General features: G+C 54.5%; 19 protein-coding genes and 1 tRNA gene. 11 read left to right on the forward strand and 9 right to left on the reverse strand.

Features of this window, described 5'->3' with window-relative positions:
- Nucleotides 1–211 precede the first annotated feature (211 nt).
- Both KTF55_RS07320 and KTF55_RS07325 read left to right on the forward strand, forming a co-directional pair.
- Nucleotides 212–478 carry a type II toxin-antitoxin system Phd/YefM family antitoxin gene (locus tag KTF55_RS07320; RefSeq protein WP_217108201.1) on the forward strand — a complete coding sequence of 89 codons (267 nt, stop codon included), beginning with the start codon at nt 212–214 and terminating at the stop codon, nt 476–478.
- A complete protein-coding gene (locus KTF55_RS07325; protein ID WP_117583553.1) occupies nt 468–773 on the forward strand; it encodes a type II toxin-antitoxin system RelE/ParE family toxin in 306 nt (101 codons plus the stop codon). The genes KTF55_RS07320 and KTF55_RS07325 overlap by 11 nt, the downstream gene beginning before the upstream one ends.
- 110 nt (nt 774–883) lie before the next feature.
- Here the strand turns inward: KTF55_RS07325 and KTF55_RS07330 are convergent, their stop codons facing one another.
- Together KTF55_RS07330 and KTF55_RS07335 are read right to left on the reverse strand one after the other, a co-directional pair.
- A complete protein-coding gene (locus tag KTF55_RS07330) occupies nt 884–1,279 on the reverse strand; it encodes a hypothetical protein (protein WP_226790635.1) in 396 nt (131 codons plus the stop codon).
- Nucleotides 1,280–1,441: 162 nt separating this feature from the next.
- On the reverse strand, nt 1,442–3,136 hold the full coding sequence (locus KTF55_RS07335; protein ID WP_217108202.1) for a PTS lactose transporter subunit IIBC: 1,695 nt from the start codon (nt 3,134–3,136) through the stop codon (nt 1,442–1,444).
- Nucleotides 3,137–3,513: 377 nt separating this feature from the next.
- Here KTF55_RS07335 and KTF55_RS07340 point away from each other — a divergent pair, with 377 nt between their 5' ends.
- Together KTF55_RS07340 and KTF55_RS07345 are read left to right on the forward strand one after the other, a co-directional pair.
- A complete protein-coding gene (locus KTF55_RS07340; RefSeq protein WP_006234814.1) occupies nt 3,514–4,413 on the forward strand; it encodes a hypothetical protein in 900 nt (299 codons plus the stop codon).
- A gap of 54 nt (nt 4,414–4,467) precedes the next feature.
- Nucleotides 4,468–5,205 (forward strand): GntR family transcriptional regulator, encoded by a 738-nt coding sequence (locus KTF55_RS07345; protein WP_217108203.1) that lies wholly within the window; start codon nt 4,468–4,470, stop codon nt 5,203–5,205.
- A gap of 272 nt (nt 5,206–5,477) precedes the next feature.
- On the opposite strand, the gene KTF55_RS07350 is transcribed toward KTF55_RS07345, so the two are convergent.
- Nucleotides 5,478–6,242, reverse strand: a complete 765-nt coding sequence (locus KTF55_RS07350; protein WP_217108204.1) for a DeoR/GlpR family DNA-binding transcription regulator — start codon at nt 6,240–6,242, stop codon at nt 5,478–5,480.
- Nucleotides 6,243–6,447: 205 nt separating this feature from the next.
- On the opposite strand from KTF55_RS07350, the gene KTF55_RS07355 reads away from it, so the two are divergent.
- On the forward strand, nt 6,448–7,500 hold the full coding sequence (locus tag KTF55_RS07355) for an aldose epimerase family protein (protein ID WP_217108205.1): 1,053 nt from the start codon (nt 6,448–6,450) through the stop codon (nt 7,498–7,500).
- A gap of 84 nt (nt 7,501–7,584) precedes the next feature.
- Here KTF55_RS07355 and KTF55_RS07360 read toward each other — a convergent pair whose 3' ends face one another.
- Nucleotides 7,585–8,064, reverse strand: a complete 480-nt coding sequence (locus KTF55_RS07360; protein WP_217108206.1) for a PTS sugar transporter subunit IIB — start codon at nt 8,062–8,064, stop codon at nt 7,585–7,587.
- Between the two features lie 157 nt (nt 8,065–8,221).
- Here KTF55_RS07360 and KTF55_RS07365 point away from each other — a divergent pair.
- Nucleotides 8,222–8,297 (forward strand) — tRNA-Thr (locus tag KTF55_RS07365).
- A gap of 192 nt (nt 8,298–8,489) precedes the next feature.
- On the opposite strand, the gene KTF55_RS07370 is transcribed toward KTF55_RS07365, so the two are convergent.
- Nucleotides 8,490–9,527: a hypothetical protein gene (locus KTF55_RS07370; protein ID WP_217108207.1), complete on the reverse strand. Its 1,038-nt coding sequence runs from the start codon at nt 9,525–9,527 to the stop codon at nt 8,490–8,492.
- 100 nt (nt 9,528–9,627) lie between these two features.
- Here KTF55_RS07370 and KTF55_RS07375 point away from each other — a divergent pair, with 100 nt between their 5' ends.
- The 5 genes from KTF55_RS07375 (at nt 9,628) to KTF55_RS07395 (ending at nt 12,759) form a co-directional block, all read left to right on the forward strand.
- Entirely contained in the window at nt 9,628–9,930 is a 303-nt protein-coding gene (locus KTF55_RS07375) for a transposase (protein WP_217108208.1), read from the forward strand.
- The gene (locus KTF55_RS10155) at nt 9,909–10,616 is read left to right on the forward strand and encodes a DDE-type integrase/transposase/recombinase (RefSeq protein ID WP_217108209.1); all 708 of its coding nucleotides are present in this window, start codon (nt 9,909–9,911) and stop codon (nt 10,614–10,616) included. Before KTF55_RS07375 ends, KTF55_RS10155 begins: the two co-directional genes overlap by 22 nt.
- On the forward strand, nt 10,523–10,840 hold the full coding sequence (locus KTF55_RS07385) for an integrase core domain-containing protein (protein WP_226790639.1): 318 nt from the start codon (nt 10,523–10,525) through the stop codon (nt 10,838–10,840). Before KTF55_RS10155 ends, KTF55_RS07385 begins: the two co-directional genes overlap by 94 nt.
- Nucleotides 10,841–11,042: 202 nt before the next feature.
- The gene (locus KTF55_RS07390; protein ID WP_217108211.1) at nt 11,043–12,233 is read left to right on the forward strand and encodes an IS256 family transposase; all 1,191 of its coding nucleotides are present in this window, start codon (nt 11,043–11,045) and stop codon (nt 12,231–12,233) included.
- A 277-nt stretch (nt 12,234–12,510) separates the two neighbouring features.
- Complete coding sequence (locus tag KTF55_RS07395; RefSeq protein WP_217108212.1) at nt 12,511–12,759, forward strand: hypothetical protein; 249 nt, start codon at nt 12,511–12,513, stop codon at nt 12,757–12,759.
- A 36-nt stretch (nt 12,760–12,795) separates the two neighbouring features.
- Here the strand turns inward: KTF55_RS07395 and KTF55_RS07400 are convergent, their stop codons facing one another.
- The 4 genes from KTF55_RS07400 to KTF55_RS07415 form a co-directional block, all read right to left on the reverse strand.
- Nucleotides 12,796–14,433 carry an ABC transporter ATP-binding protein gene (locus KTF55_RS07400; protein ID WP_195404842.1) on the reverse strand — a complete coding sequence of 546 codons (1,638 nt, stop codon included), beginning with the start codon at nt 14,431–14,433 and terminating at the stop codon, nt 12,796–12,798.
- Between the two features lie 272 nt (nt 14,434–14,705).
- Entirely contained in the window at nt 14,706–15,047 is a 342-nt protein-coding gene (locus KTF55_RS07405; protein WP_217108213.1) for a hypothetical protein, read from the reverse strand.
- On the reverse strand, nt 15,044–15,247 hold the full coding sequence (locus KTF55_RS07410; protein ID WP_195404844.1) for a hypothetical protein: 204 nt from the start codon (nt 15,245–15,247) through the stop codon (nt 15,044–15,046). The genes KTF55_RS07405 and KTF55_RS07410 overlap by 4 nt, the downstream gene beginning before the upstream one ends.
- The gene (locus KTF55_RS07415) at nt 15,248–16,336 is read right to left on the reverse strand and encodes a radical SAM protein (protein WP_195404845.1); all 1,089 of its coding nucleotides are present in this window, start codon (nt 16,334–16,336) and stop codon (nt 15,248–15,250) included. It abuts the gene before it with no gap.

Genomic DNA, 16,336 nt, shown 5'->3' on the forward strand with positions numbered 1-16,336 from the left:
AGAAATATCTCAATCTGTAACATCTAACTCGCTTTTAGCCGTCTAACTGTTACAGATCAAGACAAAGGTGATGGCTGGATAGACAAAATCTCGATCAGCAACATCTAGCCGAGTTTTTGGTCCCTACCTGTTACAGATCGAGACGATCCGACGGTACCGGTCGCTTGGACACACCGTGGTACAATTATGTCACGACGCAAAGGAGGTTCCCATGTCCGCTTGTGTGCCCGTCCGAGATATGAAGGATACTGCCACATTCACCGCACTTGTTGAGTCTGAGCGCGACGTTACCGTTACCAAGAACGGCTACGAGGCCATGCACTGCATCAGCAGCGACCAGTATCGCCTCATGCAAGAAGAAATCGCCAAGGCAAAACTGCTGTCTCGTATGATGTTGGCAGAAGACGAAATATCGCAAGGCGACTACAGCGACTACGACTCCTTCGCGACCGCGATACGAGACAAATATGACCTATAACGTCGTCATACTCAAAAGCGCGCGATATGAGTACGAGAGTATCGTCGGATACCTTGCCCAGATTCTCAAGAATCCGCGCGCAGCAGGCAATTTTGTCGCTGAGTTTGAATATCAGCTTGATCTGCTTCGCGAGCAGCCACTCCTACGTCCCCTCTCGCACATGCAAGAGCTGGCGGCACGTAATTACCGATCGTTTCCCGTCAACAACTACGTGTGTCTATACAAGTTTGAGCACGAAACAATCTATATCGCCCACATCTTTCATCAGTCACAGGACTACGCCCGCCTGGTCTAGCCCACAAGCTGAATACCTGGCCCGAGCGCATATGCATGTCATTCTGCGCGTCATTGTGAAGCGATAATCCCCGCGCCGGCAGAGAACAGAAGTATCGTCTGCAGCGTTAGCTAGCAGATGACCTGCGTGTGCTCCTCGATGGCAGTGCGATCCTCGGCGGCGATACCTGGCTCGCACACCACGGCGTCCAAACTGTCCAGGCGGCAGAAGGTGTAGAAGTCGCGCTTGCCGATCTTGCTGGAGTCGGCGATGAGGTAGCGCGTATCGGCCTTGCTAAAGGCGAGCTGCTGGATGCGGCCCTCGTCCATGCTGGACGTGGACACGTCGCCGTCCAGAATGCCGTTGGCACCGATAAAAGCCGTGTCAATCCCTAGTGCGCGCAGGGTATCCTCGGCCGTGAGCCCCACAAAGGCGGCGGTGCGGCGGCGGTACATGCCGCCCACCAGGCACAGCTCGCAATCCTCGCGCGCCTCGAGCAGGCTAAAGGCCGAAAGCGAATTGGTCACATAGATGGAAGGCAGCTTGTCGGTGACTCGGAGAGCGCCAATGCGATCTCACGACGGCTGCGCTCATTGTCTCAATTAGCTACTCAACGAAATACGGCCCCGCAGCTCAATAAGCTGCGGGGCCGTACCATACACCGACGGATCAACGACGAAGTGCATCTACTATTTGGCCAGCTCCTGAACGATCCAGTCAATTGCACCTTCGGGATCGTTGGTAAGGTCGATATACTGCTTGCCCCTTGTGGTGAGCAGTTTAATTCCAAGGCGATCGGTATCGGCCTTCATAGCGTCATAGTACATGCGTGCCTGGGGCGCCAGAACAATCACGTTGTACTGATTCATCGTCTCATAGTGGCTTCCGTACGCACCGGACTGAGAAACCAGATCGATACCCTTAGCAGCGGCACCTTCGCGAAGAGCATTTGCCAAGAGAGTCGAAGTGCCGGCACCCTGGCAAAGCACAAGCACGCGGATCTGCTCCGCCTTGTCCTTTACCGCCTCGAGAGCTTTTGCGACATTTTCCTGTGCGGCAATAGCATCTGCATCCGAGGTTCCTGCAGTCTCCTTTGCAGACTCTTCCAAACAAAGCTGATGGTCATACGCCTTGCAGAACGGATAGTAAATCACAAAGTCAACGACCAACAGCACTGCCATCAATACGAGAGAACGCAGATCGAGACCCGTGGTGAGGAACGCACCAATTGGGCCGGGAAGCGCCCACGGCATGGTATACATGGGGGCGTTCATTCCAATTACGTCAATGAAAAACTTACCGATTATGGCGTTGACCATAGGAGCCGCTAGGAAGGGCACGAACATATAGGGATTGAGAACGATCGGCATACCGAAGAGAACGGGCTCGTTAACTCCAAAAATCACCGGGATAATCGATGCCTTGCCCATGGCTTTAAGCTGCTTGGAGCGCATAAACATGATCAGGATAATAGGAACGATGAACGTGCAGCCAGAACCGCCCAGACCGCCGATGAAGCTTGTAAAGTCCTGCGTGAGAGCAATTGACGGGTGTCCACCTGCTTGGAAAACCTCAAGATTGGTAACGGTATTGCCGTAGAGCGCAGCATTGATCGGACTCATGACAACCGAAGCACCGTGGATACCCATAAATTGGAAAAGCGCGACCGCGCCTTCGATAAGCGCCATGCCAGGATAGGTGTCGACCGCGGAGAACAGCGGCGAGATGAGAGCGGATACCAAATTGGCGAACGGCACAGCAAGCAGCTTGCGGCTCGCAAGATCGATAAAAGCGCACGCAAGGATCGAAAACCCAAATGCAAAGATATCGCGAAAACTCTGCGCAATAGAGCCAGGGACCTCTTTGGGAAGCTTGATCGTCACATTATGGCTAATGCACACCTTATAGATATTAACGGTCAAGAATGCGGCTACGAACGCAGCGAGAAAACCCTTGGTTCCCATATAGCCGGTTTCAAAAACAGATGTATCTGCTCCGCCAATCGAGACAACATCGTTTGTCACCGATAGCAAGAGCATGCCGCACATGGCACAAACCATGCACGAGGTGGGGTTGAGAGATTTACCCGAAGGCATGCGACGGTTCATCGACATGGCAAGTGAGCTCGCCGTGGTGCCGGCCACCATAATGCCAAGAAGTCCCATGGTATATGCATAGATTTTATTGAAGAAATCCAGCACCTCAGACGGAAGCGTGATGCCTACATAGGCAGGGAGCGTCGAAAGAAGAAGGAACAGGCTCGAGAACAGCACAATTGGCATATTCGAGAGAAAGCCATCCTTAATCGCCACCAGATAAATGTTCCTCGAGATTTTGTCGAAGAGGGGCTGGTGTTTTTCAAGGAATTTGACGATAGCGTCCATAACACATCCTTTCATGATTCCCGGGCACACAACGATTTATCCGGACTCAACCGTCGTCGTCCCCGTTTGTATCCACTTATGTAAGTGAATACGTTCTTGTGCGAAATGTAATATCATTTGCGCGATTTGTCATAACCAATTCTTTTTCCGCTTTGTCGATATGTCAAGAATTCAAATACTTATTCGGTGAACGGTAGTTGATTAATTTAAGGTTTTCCCAGCTAGGGGCTATTTTTTCCGAGCAGTACAATAAGTTTGCAACCGTTCACCGATTGGATATAACATATTGAATATATTGTTGTAACAATATTAGAGACAATGTCACAAGCCTGTCGTTCTAGTCAAAGGAAGTAACAATGCCCAAACGATTACTGAACATGTCCGCATCCGATTTTGCCGCCACGTCACCCATGGATCTAAAACAGGCAATTCTGGCTTCCGAGGGACGTACCATCATGGCGGAAAACGTACCCTCTTCCCAATTTCTCGGCGGCGTTACTAATGCAGAAATCGAACGTGCCGCAGGTGCCGACCTGCTTCTGTTTAACGCGCTCGATGTGTTCGATCCAGTTATTGCCGGTATTCCAGATGATCTCAATGAAAACCCGGTCACTTGGGTGAAGCGAGCATGCGGAAGGCCCATTGGCGTCAATCTGGAGCCAGTTGATAACGAGGCAGAGATGTCTGAATCCCGAACGGAAATCCCCATGGGTCGTCGCGTCTCTCCCAAGACCTTAGAAAAGGCTAACGAACTCGGATTTGATTTTATCTGCCTGACGGGCAACCCTGGAACCGGCGTCTCCAACGATGCAATCGCCCATTCGATTAAACTCTCCAAAGAGCATTTCAATGGCCTGGTCATAGCCGGAAAAATGCATGGAGCGGGCGTTGCAGAACCTGTCATGACGCTCGAAATTGCGCGCAAGTTTGTTGACCTCGGCGTCGATATCCTTCTCGTGCCAGCCCCCTACACCGTCCCTTGCTTCCAAGAAGCAGACCTGCGCGCCATCGTAGACTTTGTACGATCCCACAACGTAGGCAAGTCAATTGAAGAGAAGGTTCTCGTCATGGCGGCAAACGGGACGAGTCAAGACTCCTGCGACAGCGAGACCATTAAGAAAATAGGCCTTGCAGCAAAAGCAGCCGGCGCTGACCTCCAACATATCGGGGACTCCATGAACGGTATTTGCCTACCCCAGAATATCTTCACGCTCGGACAAGCCCTTCGTGGATACAGGCATCAGATCGTCATGCTGAGCCGCTCTGTGATACGTTAAGGTTACCTTGCCCACGTTACATCCCGACTGAGGCAACCATCAGGTATAACCAACATGCAAACTGAGGCTCTAATGCTCGATACACACGAAAAACGGCCACTCTATTTACAGCTCACCGACGCGCTGCTCAAGCAGATCGTCGATGAATATGAAGCAGACGATAAACTTCCAACAGAAATGGAACTCTGCGACGAATACGCCGTAAGCAGAACAACCGTCCGACTTGCCATGAGTGAGCTGGAGCGTCGTGGAAGTATCTATCGAATCCAAGGTAAGGGATCGTTTGTTGCACCGAAACGCGTTAGCGAGCTCAATTCACTTTTAGACTTTGACTTTGCAAGCCATTGCGATGGCGTTGATCCGGATGCCATCACCAAACATTTCGGCGGCCTCACATCAGGTCGTCCAATTTCCGTAATGATGCTCCAACAATTTGGATGTCAAAGTCGCGATGAAATTCAGCGTCTTGAATTGACCTACGAACTTGAAGGCAGCTTCATAGGCGCTGATACGTTCTTCATTTCAAAGTCGCGCGTTCCGAATAACCAGTTAGATTTTCAGGCATTTAGCAGAATCATGGACGACTTGTCCAAGTCTATCCAATCTGTTAGGGAAAGCTATAGAGCACGTCTGCTTAGCGATTCCGAAGCCAGTAATTATGGTGTTGCAAAACTTCCGGTCATCGAACTGACTCATTATGCTTACGACTCCGGAGGCAAACTAATCTCAATTGTCTGCCGCACCGTCTTAACTGGGCGAATCCCTTATCAAAACTTTATTTTCAAGTCCTAATGTTCTTTTTCTTTTGTCTCGATCTGTAACACGTAGCCGAGTTTTTAAGTCCTAACCGTTACAGATCGAGACAAACAAGGTAGACCCCGCCGAATTGTCTCAATCTGTAACACTAAGACCGGTTTTGGACGTCTAGATGTCACAGGTTGAGACGATTTGATAGTGGAGTCCTCATTTGCACGTCATATCGCGTAGCGCTGACGCGCTGGTTTCCACAATGACAGGAGGTAAAAGTCCTCCCGCATCGCCCGTTGGCAATCCCGTAGCGCTAGCTAGCAAATGACCTGCGTATGCTCCTCGATGGCGGCACGATCTTCGGCGGCGATGCCCGGCTCGCACACCACGGCGTCCAGGCTGTCCAGACGGCAGAAGGTGTAGAAGTCGCGCTTGCCAATCTTGCTGGAATCGGCGATCAGATAGCGCGAGTCGGCCTTGCTAAAGGCGAGCTGCTGGATGCGGCCCTCTTCCATGTTAGACGTAGACACGTCGCCGTCCAAAATGCCGTTTGCGCCGATAAAGGCTGCGTCGATTCCCAGCGCGCGCAAGGTGTCCTCGGCCGTGGGGCCCACAAAGGCGGCAGTGCGGCGACGGTACACGCCGCCCACCAGGCACAGTTCGCAGTCTTCGCGCGCCTCGAGCAGGTTAAACACCGAAAGCGAATTGGTCACAATGCGCAGGCGAAACGCCGGCAGCATCGAGGCCATCTGCTCAACCGTGGTGCCCGTGCCCAAAAAGATGGTCGAGCCTTCCTCGATAAGCTCCACAGAACGGCGCGCAATCTGCAACTTTTCCTCGGCATGTTTCGTGCGCTTCTCGCTGTGCGAATACTCATGGCGTAGCATAGCGTGTGGACGGCTCTGCGCACTGCGGGCTCCGCCGTGCACGCGCTCGATCTCGCCCAGGCTCGCAAGCTCCTCAAGGTCACGGCGGATCGTCATATCCGAGACACCTAACGCATCCGAAATCTCCTTGACCGAGACCGTTCCCTGTTCCTCGAGCAGCTGCCGAACCTTATCCTGTCGCTCCGCTTTAATCACGATGAGTCCTCGCTGTTCCACGCTCACGTCAATTCAAACAATAACGAACAAATTGTATCAGACTCGCGCGCGTCAAAAATGAACGCCCGCACAGCTCCAATCATCACTTTTTTGAGAAAAATATCCCCTGCTTTAGTGGGGTGTAGTGATAATCTCGCCTGTTCGCGCTACAGTTTGTCGGAAATACCTCGATGTTAGGAACCAAATGATCACTTCCGAGCTTTTCGGCACCGCGCCGTGCGGTACCCCCGTTCATCGTTACACCCTCAACGGGCCCGAGATCTGCGTTCGCATTATGGACTATGGTGCCACCGTGTTGGGCATCGACGTGCCCGACATTCCCGGCAACGTGCGCGATGTGGTGCTGGGCTTCGATAAGCTCGAGGATTACTTTGACAACCCCGCCTGCTTTGGCGCGACCATCGGCCCCGTGGCAAACCGCACCGCGGGCGCCACGATCACCATCGCCGGCACGGACTGGCATATGCCCGCCAACGAGGGCGCCAACAACCTGCACAGCGATCTTGAGCACGGTCTGCATAAACGCGTGTGGGACGTTGAGCTCGACGAGGCCCATAACGCCGTGCGCATGACCACCTCGCTTGAGGATGGCGAACTGGGCCTTCCCGGCAACCGCACCTTTACGGCCGTGTTTACCGTTACACGCACCGGCGTCTTTCGCATCGAGTATGGCTGCGAGAGCGACCGCGCCACCTACGTGTCCATGACCAACCACACGTACTTTAACCTTGCCGGCCATAACGCCGGCATGGACTGCGAGCACTTCTTTGTTGCCAACGCTGCCCACTACCTGCCCATCAACGAGCAGAACATCCCCACCGGCGAGATCGCTCCGGTCGAAGGCACGCCGTTTGACTTCCGTGAGCTGCGCCCCGTCGCTCCTGGCATGGAAGCCGACGACCCGCAGATTAAGCAGGCCCGTGGCTACGATCACTGCCTGTGCATCGATGGCTATCAGTACGGCCGTAATCTGCGCCGCGCGATGCACGTCGAGGAGATGTGGACCGGTCGTGAGTTGGATTACTACACCACCGCCCCGGGCGTGCAGCTCTACACCGGCAACTGGCTGGGCGACGAGCACGCCAAGGACGATGCCAACTATGGCTGGGGCGCCGGCTTTGCCCTCGAGGCAGAGATGTACCCTGACACGCCGCACCAGCCGCTGTTCCCGCAGGGCATTGTGGGCCCGGGTCACCCCTACAGCAATGTGATCGAATACCACTTTATGAGGCACTAAGCCCACAGCGCGACATATCGCACAGCAGCGCCCGCCGGCACCACCGCCGACGGGCGCTTTGCTACCTAGTCATTGGGGACGTTCTTAAATGACTAGTTGGATGGGGTCGGGATTGGAGCTGGGGAGGTAGCGAATTTCTAGTTCTATGCCGAGCTTTTGCAGCTCTTTGAGGGAGGCGACATCTGCGCCGTCTACGGCGACTGCGGGCGTTATGGGGTGCTTGCCCTCCCCTGCCTGCATATGGCCAATGCTGATCTTGGTGATCGGCACACCACCCTTAACCAGTGCGAGCGCATCCGTGGGCGACGCCACCATGATAAGAATCCATTGGCGCGGCGTTGCGGTATAAATGATGTCGACAGTCCTTTGCACCGAGAAAAACCGCGTCCAAACGCCTTCTGGCGCCGCCACCCTCATGGGTGCCCATTGGCGCGAATCCGCCGCGATCTCATCGTTGACGATCAGGACAAGGTTGGAACCAGTCGCCTCATTCCACAGCTCAACGTCTTGCCCGTAAATAAATCGGTCATCGATGCGTGTGAGAAGAATCTTGGGTTGAGCCATCGCTGCCCCATTCTCTTTGAGACCCGTAAGAGCAAGACATCACGTCTCCAATATTAGTGCATTTAAAGTGAGAAAAGCCGTCAGAACCCTTGCGCGGATGTGCGATGTCCCGTATCATAGACAGCCGTTGACGCCTCAGTTGCGTCATCATATGGCCGCCAGCGTAGCTCAGTTGGTAGAGCACCGCTCTCGTAAAGCGGGGGTCACCGGTTCGAGCCCGGTCGCTGGCTCCATTGCATTAGTGCAGCTCAGAAGCGTAATTGCTTCTGGGCTTTTTTGTTTTCGCGTCTCTTTCCTCCTTCTCCGAGGAGTGAAAAAGGGGTGAATAACTTTTTTAACTGTTTTCCATAAATAGTTAGCATCATCCAACGTTCACATTAGATCGAACAACAATCCTGTTACGCATAGCCTAATTCCGCTGAGTATCAGAGAAGAACGTCCGGATTATATGCATCCAGCTTCGCTTCTCCAGTCGCCAGTGACTCCTCCAGCCGGTCAGCATATTCAACAATAGAGCCGTAGAACATGGGAGTAAATCCGAACTTTTCGATAAAGAGGGGTTCCGCTTCGTCAATCCTCTTCTTGGCAACCGCGGCCTCATCCTTTTCATAGTACCCAGTGCCAGGAATCCGCTCGTTTGCCTGCGGCAAGCACTTAAGCTGCCTACACAAGCGCGCCGACCCCTTTGAAAGACCCATAAAGGTGATAGCACCAGAGATTACGCCACCGACGCCCACAACTACCTTGCCAGCGGCATCCCCCACCGTCTGCTTTGTTATCTTGATACCCATGAAGCTCAAGAGCTTCTTCAGGATCGGATACCAACTGGTCTTGGTTAGCGACTGGCGAGCGACCTTTTTCGCGACCGCCTCTTGGGCGTTTTTGGCGATTACGGTTAGCATCGAATTCGCGCTGCCTACACCCATCATCACACCGAGCAACACTGCCATTTCGCAGAGAGTCTCGTCATCAACGTCGTCACATTCTTCAAAAAAGGTCTGCCAGCCATACAGGTATGCCAGTTTCTGCATAATCCTGAATGCGTGCACGTAGTATTGCGTAATATCGGCAGGAATGGTGCCCACCATCGCGACACCTCCGGGAAGACCCGCTGCAAAGGAAAAGGCGGTTGACTTCTTTGCCTCAAAATCAATTACTTCTCTAGCAATTCTATCGATCAGGCCCACATCGATTCCGGCGGTAACGGGGGTCGTTTCCACGGCAAACTCGACGACATCTTTATGGACACCCTTCCTCCTCAGCTCCGAGCGGAGGAAATGGGGCCGATCAATTCTCACTCCCTTTAGCCGAGCAACTTTTTTCATAAAGTCAATCAAAAATCTCTGGGCCTCCGCCAACTGCTCATCGCTCTTGTCTTTTAACTCTGCAAAAGCCGAATCAACGAGAACAGCGACCCCAAGGCCCTCGCCCACGTTTTTCTTTCCAAGCAGCCTGACGTCCATACAGCCTTCCAATCAATGACCTGTATCGTCTTTTCGGACACGCGTTCAAGAGGAACCTATTTTCCCCTAGAATGCAGGGCAACGGACGAAAGGACGAGCCATGGCAAACCAGCCGGCGAAATACACCGACGAGTTCAGGCGCGAGACGGCCGGCTACATCATCTCGACGGGCAGGCCCATCACCGAGTGCTGCGCCGAGCTCGGGCTGGATTCCAAGACGGTGAACAAGTGGGTGCAGGACCGCAGGCGCGAGCTTTCCGGCGGGCCCGACCCCAAGGCCGAGGACCGCGAGCCGCGCGAGGCCAGGAGGCGCATACGCGAGCTCGAGATGGAGAGCGCCTTCCTGAAAAAAGCCGCGGCCTTCTTCGCCAGAGAGCAGGGGTGGCCGCGCGCTACCGGCTGATGCTGGCGGAGAAGGCCGAATACCCAATCACGCCCATGGCGAGGATCCTTTGCGTGAGCAGGTCGGGCTTCTACTCGTGGCTTTCCAACGGCTGCCCCGAAGACGACCGGTCGGCCGAGCGCGAGGCCGTGGGGCGCGTCTGGCTGGAGTCGGACCGCAGGTTCGGCGCGAGGTTCGCGGAGTGCTTCCTGCCCGCCGAGTTCTCCGGATTGACCCCGTATCGGGTGCGCAGGCTGATGCGCGGGCTGGGCATACGCGGCTGCACGCCAAACCGGCGCAAGCGCGCCGCGATTCCCGACCCCAAGGCCGAGCCCAGGCCCGACCTGGTGCGCCGCGACTTCACGAGCCCGGTCCCCACCTGCAAGCTCGTGGGCGGCATCGCCTACCTGCGCACCGGCGAGGGCCGGCTGCACCTGGCGACCGCGATCGACCTGAACACGCGCATGGTGGTCGGGTGGTCGCTGTCGGGCCGCATGACCGCCGACATCGCGGCGGCGGCGCTGGAATCCGCCAAATCGCGAGGATACGTGGCGGGCAACGCCATATTCCACACGGACCGCGGCGCGCAGCACGCCAGCAGGCTTCCGGCCGAATGGGCGCGCGGCAGCTTCCCGTGCGGCTTTCCTGCAGCCGCACGGGAAGCTGCCGCGACAACGCCGTCGCCGAGTCGTTCTTCGCCACGCTGAAGAACGAGATGCACTACCGCAGGCGATTCGCCACCGGGGCCGAGGCCAGGCACGCAGTCGTCGAGTTCATCGAGGCGTACTACAGCAGGCGGAGGCCGCATTCCTCGATAGGCTACAGGGTGCCGGCCGAAGCCATGGCCGACTTCTTCGAGCGGACCGATCCCAAGCCCGCCTTCTTCGAGCGGCCCGATCCCAAGCCCGACGCGATGCCTATGGCAGCATGATTCCTCTCAATTCCGTGTCCGAAATCTTGACACAGGTCAATGTGCGCCGCGCGGCCTATCGCGTTCTGCGACAGGCCGGACGCACGGGGTGACGCATAATTTCTTTCGCAAATTGACAACCGCATAGCGGAACACGGCCCGCGCCCCGTCATATGATTTCTAGCGGCTAAACAACAAATCAACGACGAAGGGGGCACGGGCCGTGTCTGCGAACATCGTAACAGCCGACGAGGAGTCGCTGCGCAAGGACATAGAGAATCTGGTGAGGAGGACCGTCGAGGAGACGCCCGACGCGCCGCTCGACGAGGAGGCGTCCGAGCTCGCAGGGGCCGGGCGCTACGAGAGGACGGCGGGCCGGGAGGCATACCGCAGCGGCCACTACGCGAGAAAGCTCGTCACCGGGGCCGGAGAGGTCGAGCCCAGCGTGCCGAAGCTGCGCGGCGCGACCTTCCAGACGGCCGTCATCGAGCGCCACCGCAGGCGCGAGACCTCGGTCGAGGAGGCCATCGTCGAGATGTACCTCGCGGGCGTCTCGACCAGGAGAATCGAGGACGTCTCCGAACTCCTCTGGGGAGCGCCCGTGTCCCCCGGCACCGTCTCCAACCTCAACGAGAAGGCGTTCGCGTCCATCGAGGCCTGGCGCCAGAGGCCGCTCGAGGGCGATTGCCCTTACGTTTTCGTCGACGGCATCTACCTCAAGCGCGGCTGGGGAGGGTCCTACGAGAACGCGGCCGTTCCGGTGGCCATCGGCGTCAACTCCGCCGGCGACCGGGAGGTCATCGGCTGCGCGGAGGGCTACACCGAGTCGGCGGACTCGTGGCGCGAGTTCTTCTCATGGCTCAAGGGGCGCGGGCTCTCCGGCGCGCGGCTCGTCGCCGGCGACAGGTGCGCGGGGATGCTCGGTGCGCCCGGGGAGGCGTTCCCCGGGGCACGCCACCGGCGCCGCACGGTCCACTTCTACCGCAACGTGTTGGGAAGGGTGCCCGTGACCAGGAGGAAGGCCGCGGCGCGCATGCTGAAGGCGATCCACGCGCAGGAGTCGCGCGAGGCGTGCTCGAGGAAGGCGGCGGAGGTGGCGGGCGAGCTGGACGGGATGAGGCTCGGCGCGGCCGCAAGGACGGTGCGCGACGGCTTCTCCGAGACGCTTGCCCACACGGACTTCCCGCCGGAGCGCTGGCGCAGAATCCGGACTAATAACGGTATCGAGCGCATCAACCGCGAGATCAGGCGGAGGACGAGGGTCGTAGGGACCTTCCCGGACGGCAACTCGGCCCTGATGCCGGTGACGGCGAGGCTGAAGTACATCGTGGAGCACGAATGGGGCAAGAGGAGGTACCTGGACATGTCGAAGCTGGAGGAGATGGACGAGCTGGGCAAGAAGGCGGAGGGCTAGAGCAAGGCGGGGCCGAGGCCGCCTCGATCAATTTGCGAAAGAATCTTGACGGTACCACGCACGGCGCCTGAGGGCCTCCCTGGCCCTTATCCTTCTCGCCATGCTGTACCTCCTTGGTCTCGGCTGCATGGACAGCCAGAACGTACCAGGGGGACGGTGCCGACGGGAATATTCGGGATGTGAGCGGACGGTGCGTAAGCGCAATATCGCCGGTGTCAAAGAGGACGATTACTCAAACAGGTGAAGGAGAGCATCGAGGAGGATAAGGAGATTTACGGTGGCAATTAAGAAGCCAACTCGCCGCGTCATGCCCGTTGGAGAGGCGAGCATGACCCTCATGGGTAATCAAGACACACGAAACAAAGAGGATTCGACAAGTCGCAAGAAAGGGGAGTGCATCACCTTTTGGGTTACGGAAGAGCAGAAGCAAGAGATGAGCACCTACGCGGCGGAACACAACACCACGGTATCAAGGATCATCATCGAAGGCCTTGAGATACGCATGGGTAAAGGGCAATCTTTATAGCTTAGCCTTCTGCAATTGCTGCGATTCGATGCGGTCCTATCGATTTGCGCAACGGTGTGACGCGTTATCTAGACTGACGATCGTTTCCGCTGCATTTGCCAGCTCATTATCATGTGAAACAATGATAATGAGCTGTTTCAATTTGTTGTTTCTGACATACGAAGCGAGTTCGGCTCGGCTTGTTTCATCCAATCCAGTTGTAGGCTCATCGAGCACCAAGACTGATGGATTACGGGAAATTGCCGACCACAAGTATACACGGCGCAGCTCACCACCCGAAAGTTCAGGACAACGTTTCTCAAGCAAGCCCTCTATGCTGGTTGTCAACGACGGTAGCTCATTCATATGCTGGTGCTTTGTAAAAAATGGGGTGTTGAAATAATCCAACAGGTCCCGAACCGTCTCATCTGGAGCGAAGCACGGTTGGGGGCAGCACGATATCGTGTCTGAACGTATGTAATCCAAATTGCATTTTTCAATCGGCATGTCGTTGTATGTTACTTTGCCTGCCGATGGATACAGCCCAAGGAGCAGGTAAAGGAGCGACGTTTTTCCTCTTCCATTTTCTCCGGTTATGCAGTATGTTCCAGGGCCGGAGAAATCGAAGGAAAATCCGTCAAGAACCTTTCGGGGAGATCCGTCTGGAAGGGGTACCGTAAAATCCAACTTGGAAACAGAAATGCGATTTATTGTGTCAATCTTGACTAAACCTGTCTGATCTTGCTCTGGTTCCGGTCCTACCTTTCCCATGGCGCTCATCCTGTCCCACGAAGCCTTGGCATCCTGATAGGACTTGAACAGGTTCATCGTGTTTTTCAAGGTTTTAAATAGGACGGCAAAATATGCACCGACGATGGTGTATTCGCCTATCGTCATGGTTCCATTGATGATTCGCACTCCGGATACGATGAGTATTATCGCTTGAAACACGGCAGCAAAAAGGCTGTCAATCGATGTTAGTGAGAATGAGAGCTTTCCCGAGTGCAAGACCTTTGGAAAATACTTTTCAAATCCGGTGTCAAGTGCTAGCTCGCTTTTATTGTATGAAGACGTTAACTGAATGTTGAGAATCTGATTCAACTGCGATGCTATTACGGCATAGAAAGCGCTATCTGCCTCCTTCTTCTCGTACATGACTTTATATAGAAGCTTTCGCAATCCGGTAATAACGAAGAGATATGCCACAAGAAGGAGGATGGAGAATAGTGCGAGGAGTGGATCAACCGACCATATGACGAGCAACACGAAAGGAATGGCGACAACAGACAGGGGAGCGCTGATAAAGTTTGTTAGAACGAAAGAAGAAACAACACCTGAGTCAGTGAAAATCCTTTGCGTCGTATAGGCTGAGTCGGTTGTTCGGTTCGTCAGAAAATTAACTCGCTCAAAGCGCAAGACGGTTTCCCTGAGTAGGTCAAAAGAAAGCTTTGTGGATATACGGATAGATAACGTTCCTGCAAAATATGAAAATAAGGCAGAAAAGACCCCTATTGAAGCTACGAGGAGCGCAAAAAGCACAGCATCCTTCTCGCTGCGATTGGCAAGAAGGAAATCTAAGAACTTTCCGTTCACATATGGTGCGGCATAGGAAAGGGCGATTCCAATCGTCGTGATGGCAATGAACGTGAAAGCACCCTTTGTTTTACTAAACTTCGATAAGACGTACCGAATCAAGAATGGCCCCAATCTATCAGGTATGAAATACCAACTGATGACACCTTACACCGCGGTTCGGTGGAAACGAAGCGGCGACTAATCGGCACGAGCGCTTCCATAGAGAGTCTTTGCGAGCTGGATCCTCATAGAAACGGGAATTTTATGTTCGATCAATAGGCCGCGCACGGCAGTCGGACGGCTGAAAAATAAAACAGCCGTCCGACTAAAGCTGTAATTTTTTGCATTGTTTGTTGGGCATGCGCCTGAAGTTTCATGCAATAGGAAATCCATTATGACCATGGTCGAAATGTGAACACTACGATCGTTAGCAAGGAGACGCCAAGACCGGCAAAGATTATGATGAGCGGCAGAATGAAAGCCGCCGATGCCGATAATGGGATTTGGGACGCAAAGGCAATGATGCCCGCGAGAACGAGACCGGCTCCCGTCAACGCTATTCCGAGTCCGACCAATCTGGCAACAAGAGGAATCTTCTCGCTTGGAATATGAGCGATATGGTAACTGTGAATCAGGCCGGGATTGCCGGTCTTTACCATTAACACCCCGACAACGAGAAAGCAGATTCCTCCTACCATGCCGCCAATGGATGATCTTAGCGCTTCAGGACTCATTGCTCGTCTTGGCCACCTTGCTCGCTGAGGGGAAGTGCTGCGGCAAAAGTGATGAGGACCAGTTCATAGGCTCCAACTGCGGTGACTCCGACCGCCACATTTGCTCCCCACACGATGTAATACATGTCGAACCAAGTTTCCGTTCCAAGAGTCGATGCTCTGGTCGGATTCATGTTGTCTACTACGGGCTTCTCGTACATTTAACCCAACATCTCCTTCAACGATGAGTTCAACAGTTCATCCGCGGTATCATCAATCAGGTCAACGTGTAGATCACCTCCCATATCTATATCGCAAATTGTGTCGGACATACGCTCCATGTCGTCAATGGTCCACATGTGGTTACAGAGGTCTTGAACCAGTTTTGTGGACCAAATTGAGCTAAGTCCGTTGTTCCAGTAATCCTCAAGAGGGTGGTTTCTGATGTTGCCAACCACTAACGGGATATACGGAGAAACGACGATGTCGCCGTTTGCGTGCACTGAAACCTGATCTAATAGATATCGGTTGTCAGAGAAGCGAATTAGATGGTCGACGGGGTCGCCCCATTGCGGTCGGACATTCGGGTGCTTCCGAAGGAAGTCGTCCTCTTGAATGGCGTGAATCAACGTACGGTATTGGGAATAGTCCGGTCTAATAAATGTGTTCTTTCGCGCACGGCCCAAAACCATGAGGGGTTGGACACGTAGTTCGATAAAGTCACCCGGCGTCCTCTTCGGCCTGTTAGATTTGGTGAAAATCTCATCTAATAGTGAGATGACATCGGGAAACTGTTCGGTGTTGAACGACGTGGGCGTAAATGCGATAGCAAGGTGCAAATCGGAATGGTTGAGTACGGTGGCAACTGCTTCTTCGACGATTTCGAAGGCTCTCTCATGTCCCCTCAGCCTATCGTGAGCTGACCCAATGCCGTCTAGGCTAAATTGGATGCTTTTGAGTCCGGAATCTTCTAAATCTCGGAGAAGGGATTCCGTGAGGAGAAGCCCGTTGGTTACCAGGCTCGCTGCAACATTCCCATCTCGCAATATGGGAAGGCAGCGCAAGATATCTTTACTGCGCAACAAGGTTTCTCCTCCACAGAAACACATGCTGTAAAGCGACATGTCTGCCATTTCCTTTGCGAAAACAAAAAGTTCATCTGAGGTCAACTCGTCGTGCATGACCTCATTCTCGCCGCTGCTGTTATAGCAGTGCAGACATCTCAAGTTGCACTTGTTTGTTATGTCAAGGGCGACGTGATGTGGCGCTCTGAGAACGTTGGTGTACTTGTTTTCCGAAACTCGTCCCAT

Source organism: Collinsella sp. MSK.8.10, from assembly GCF_019041915.1.
Classification (GTDB): Bacteria; Actinomycetota; Coriobacteriia; order Coriobacteriales; family Coriobacteriaceae; genus Collinsella.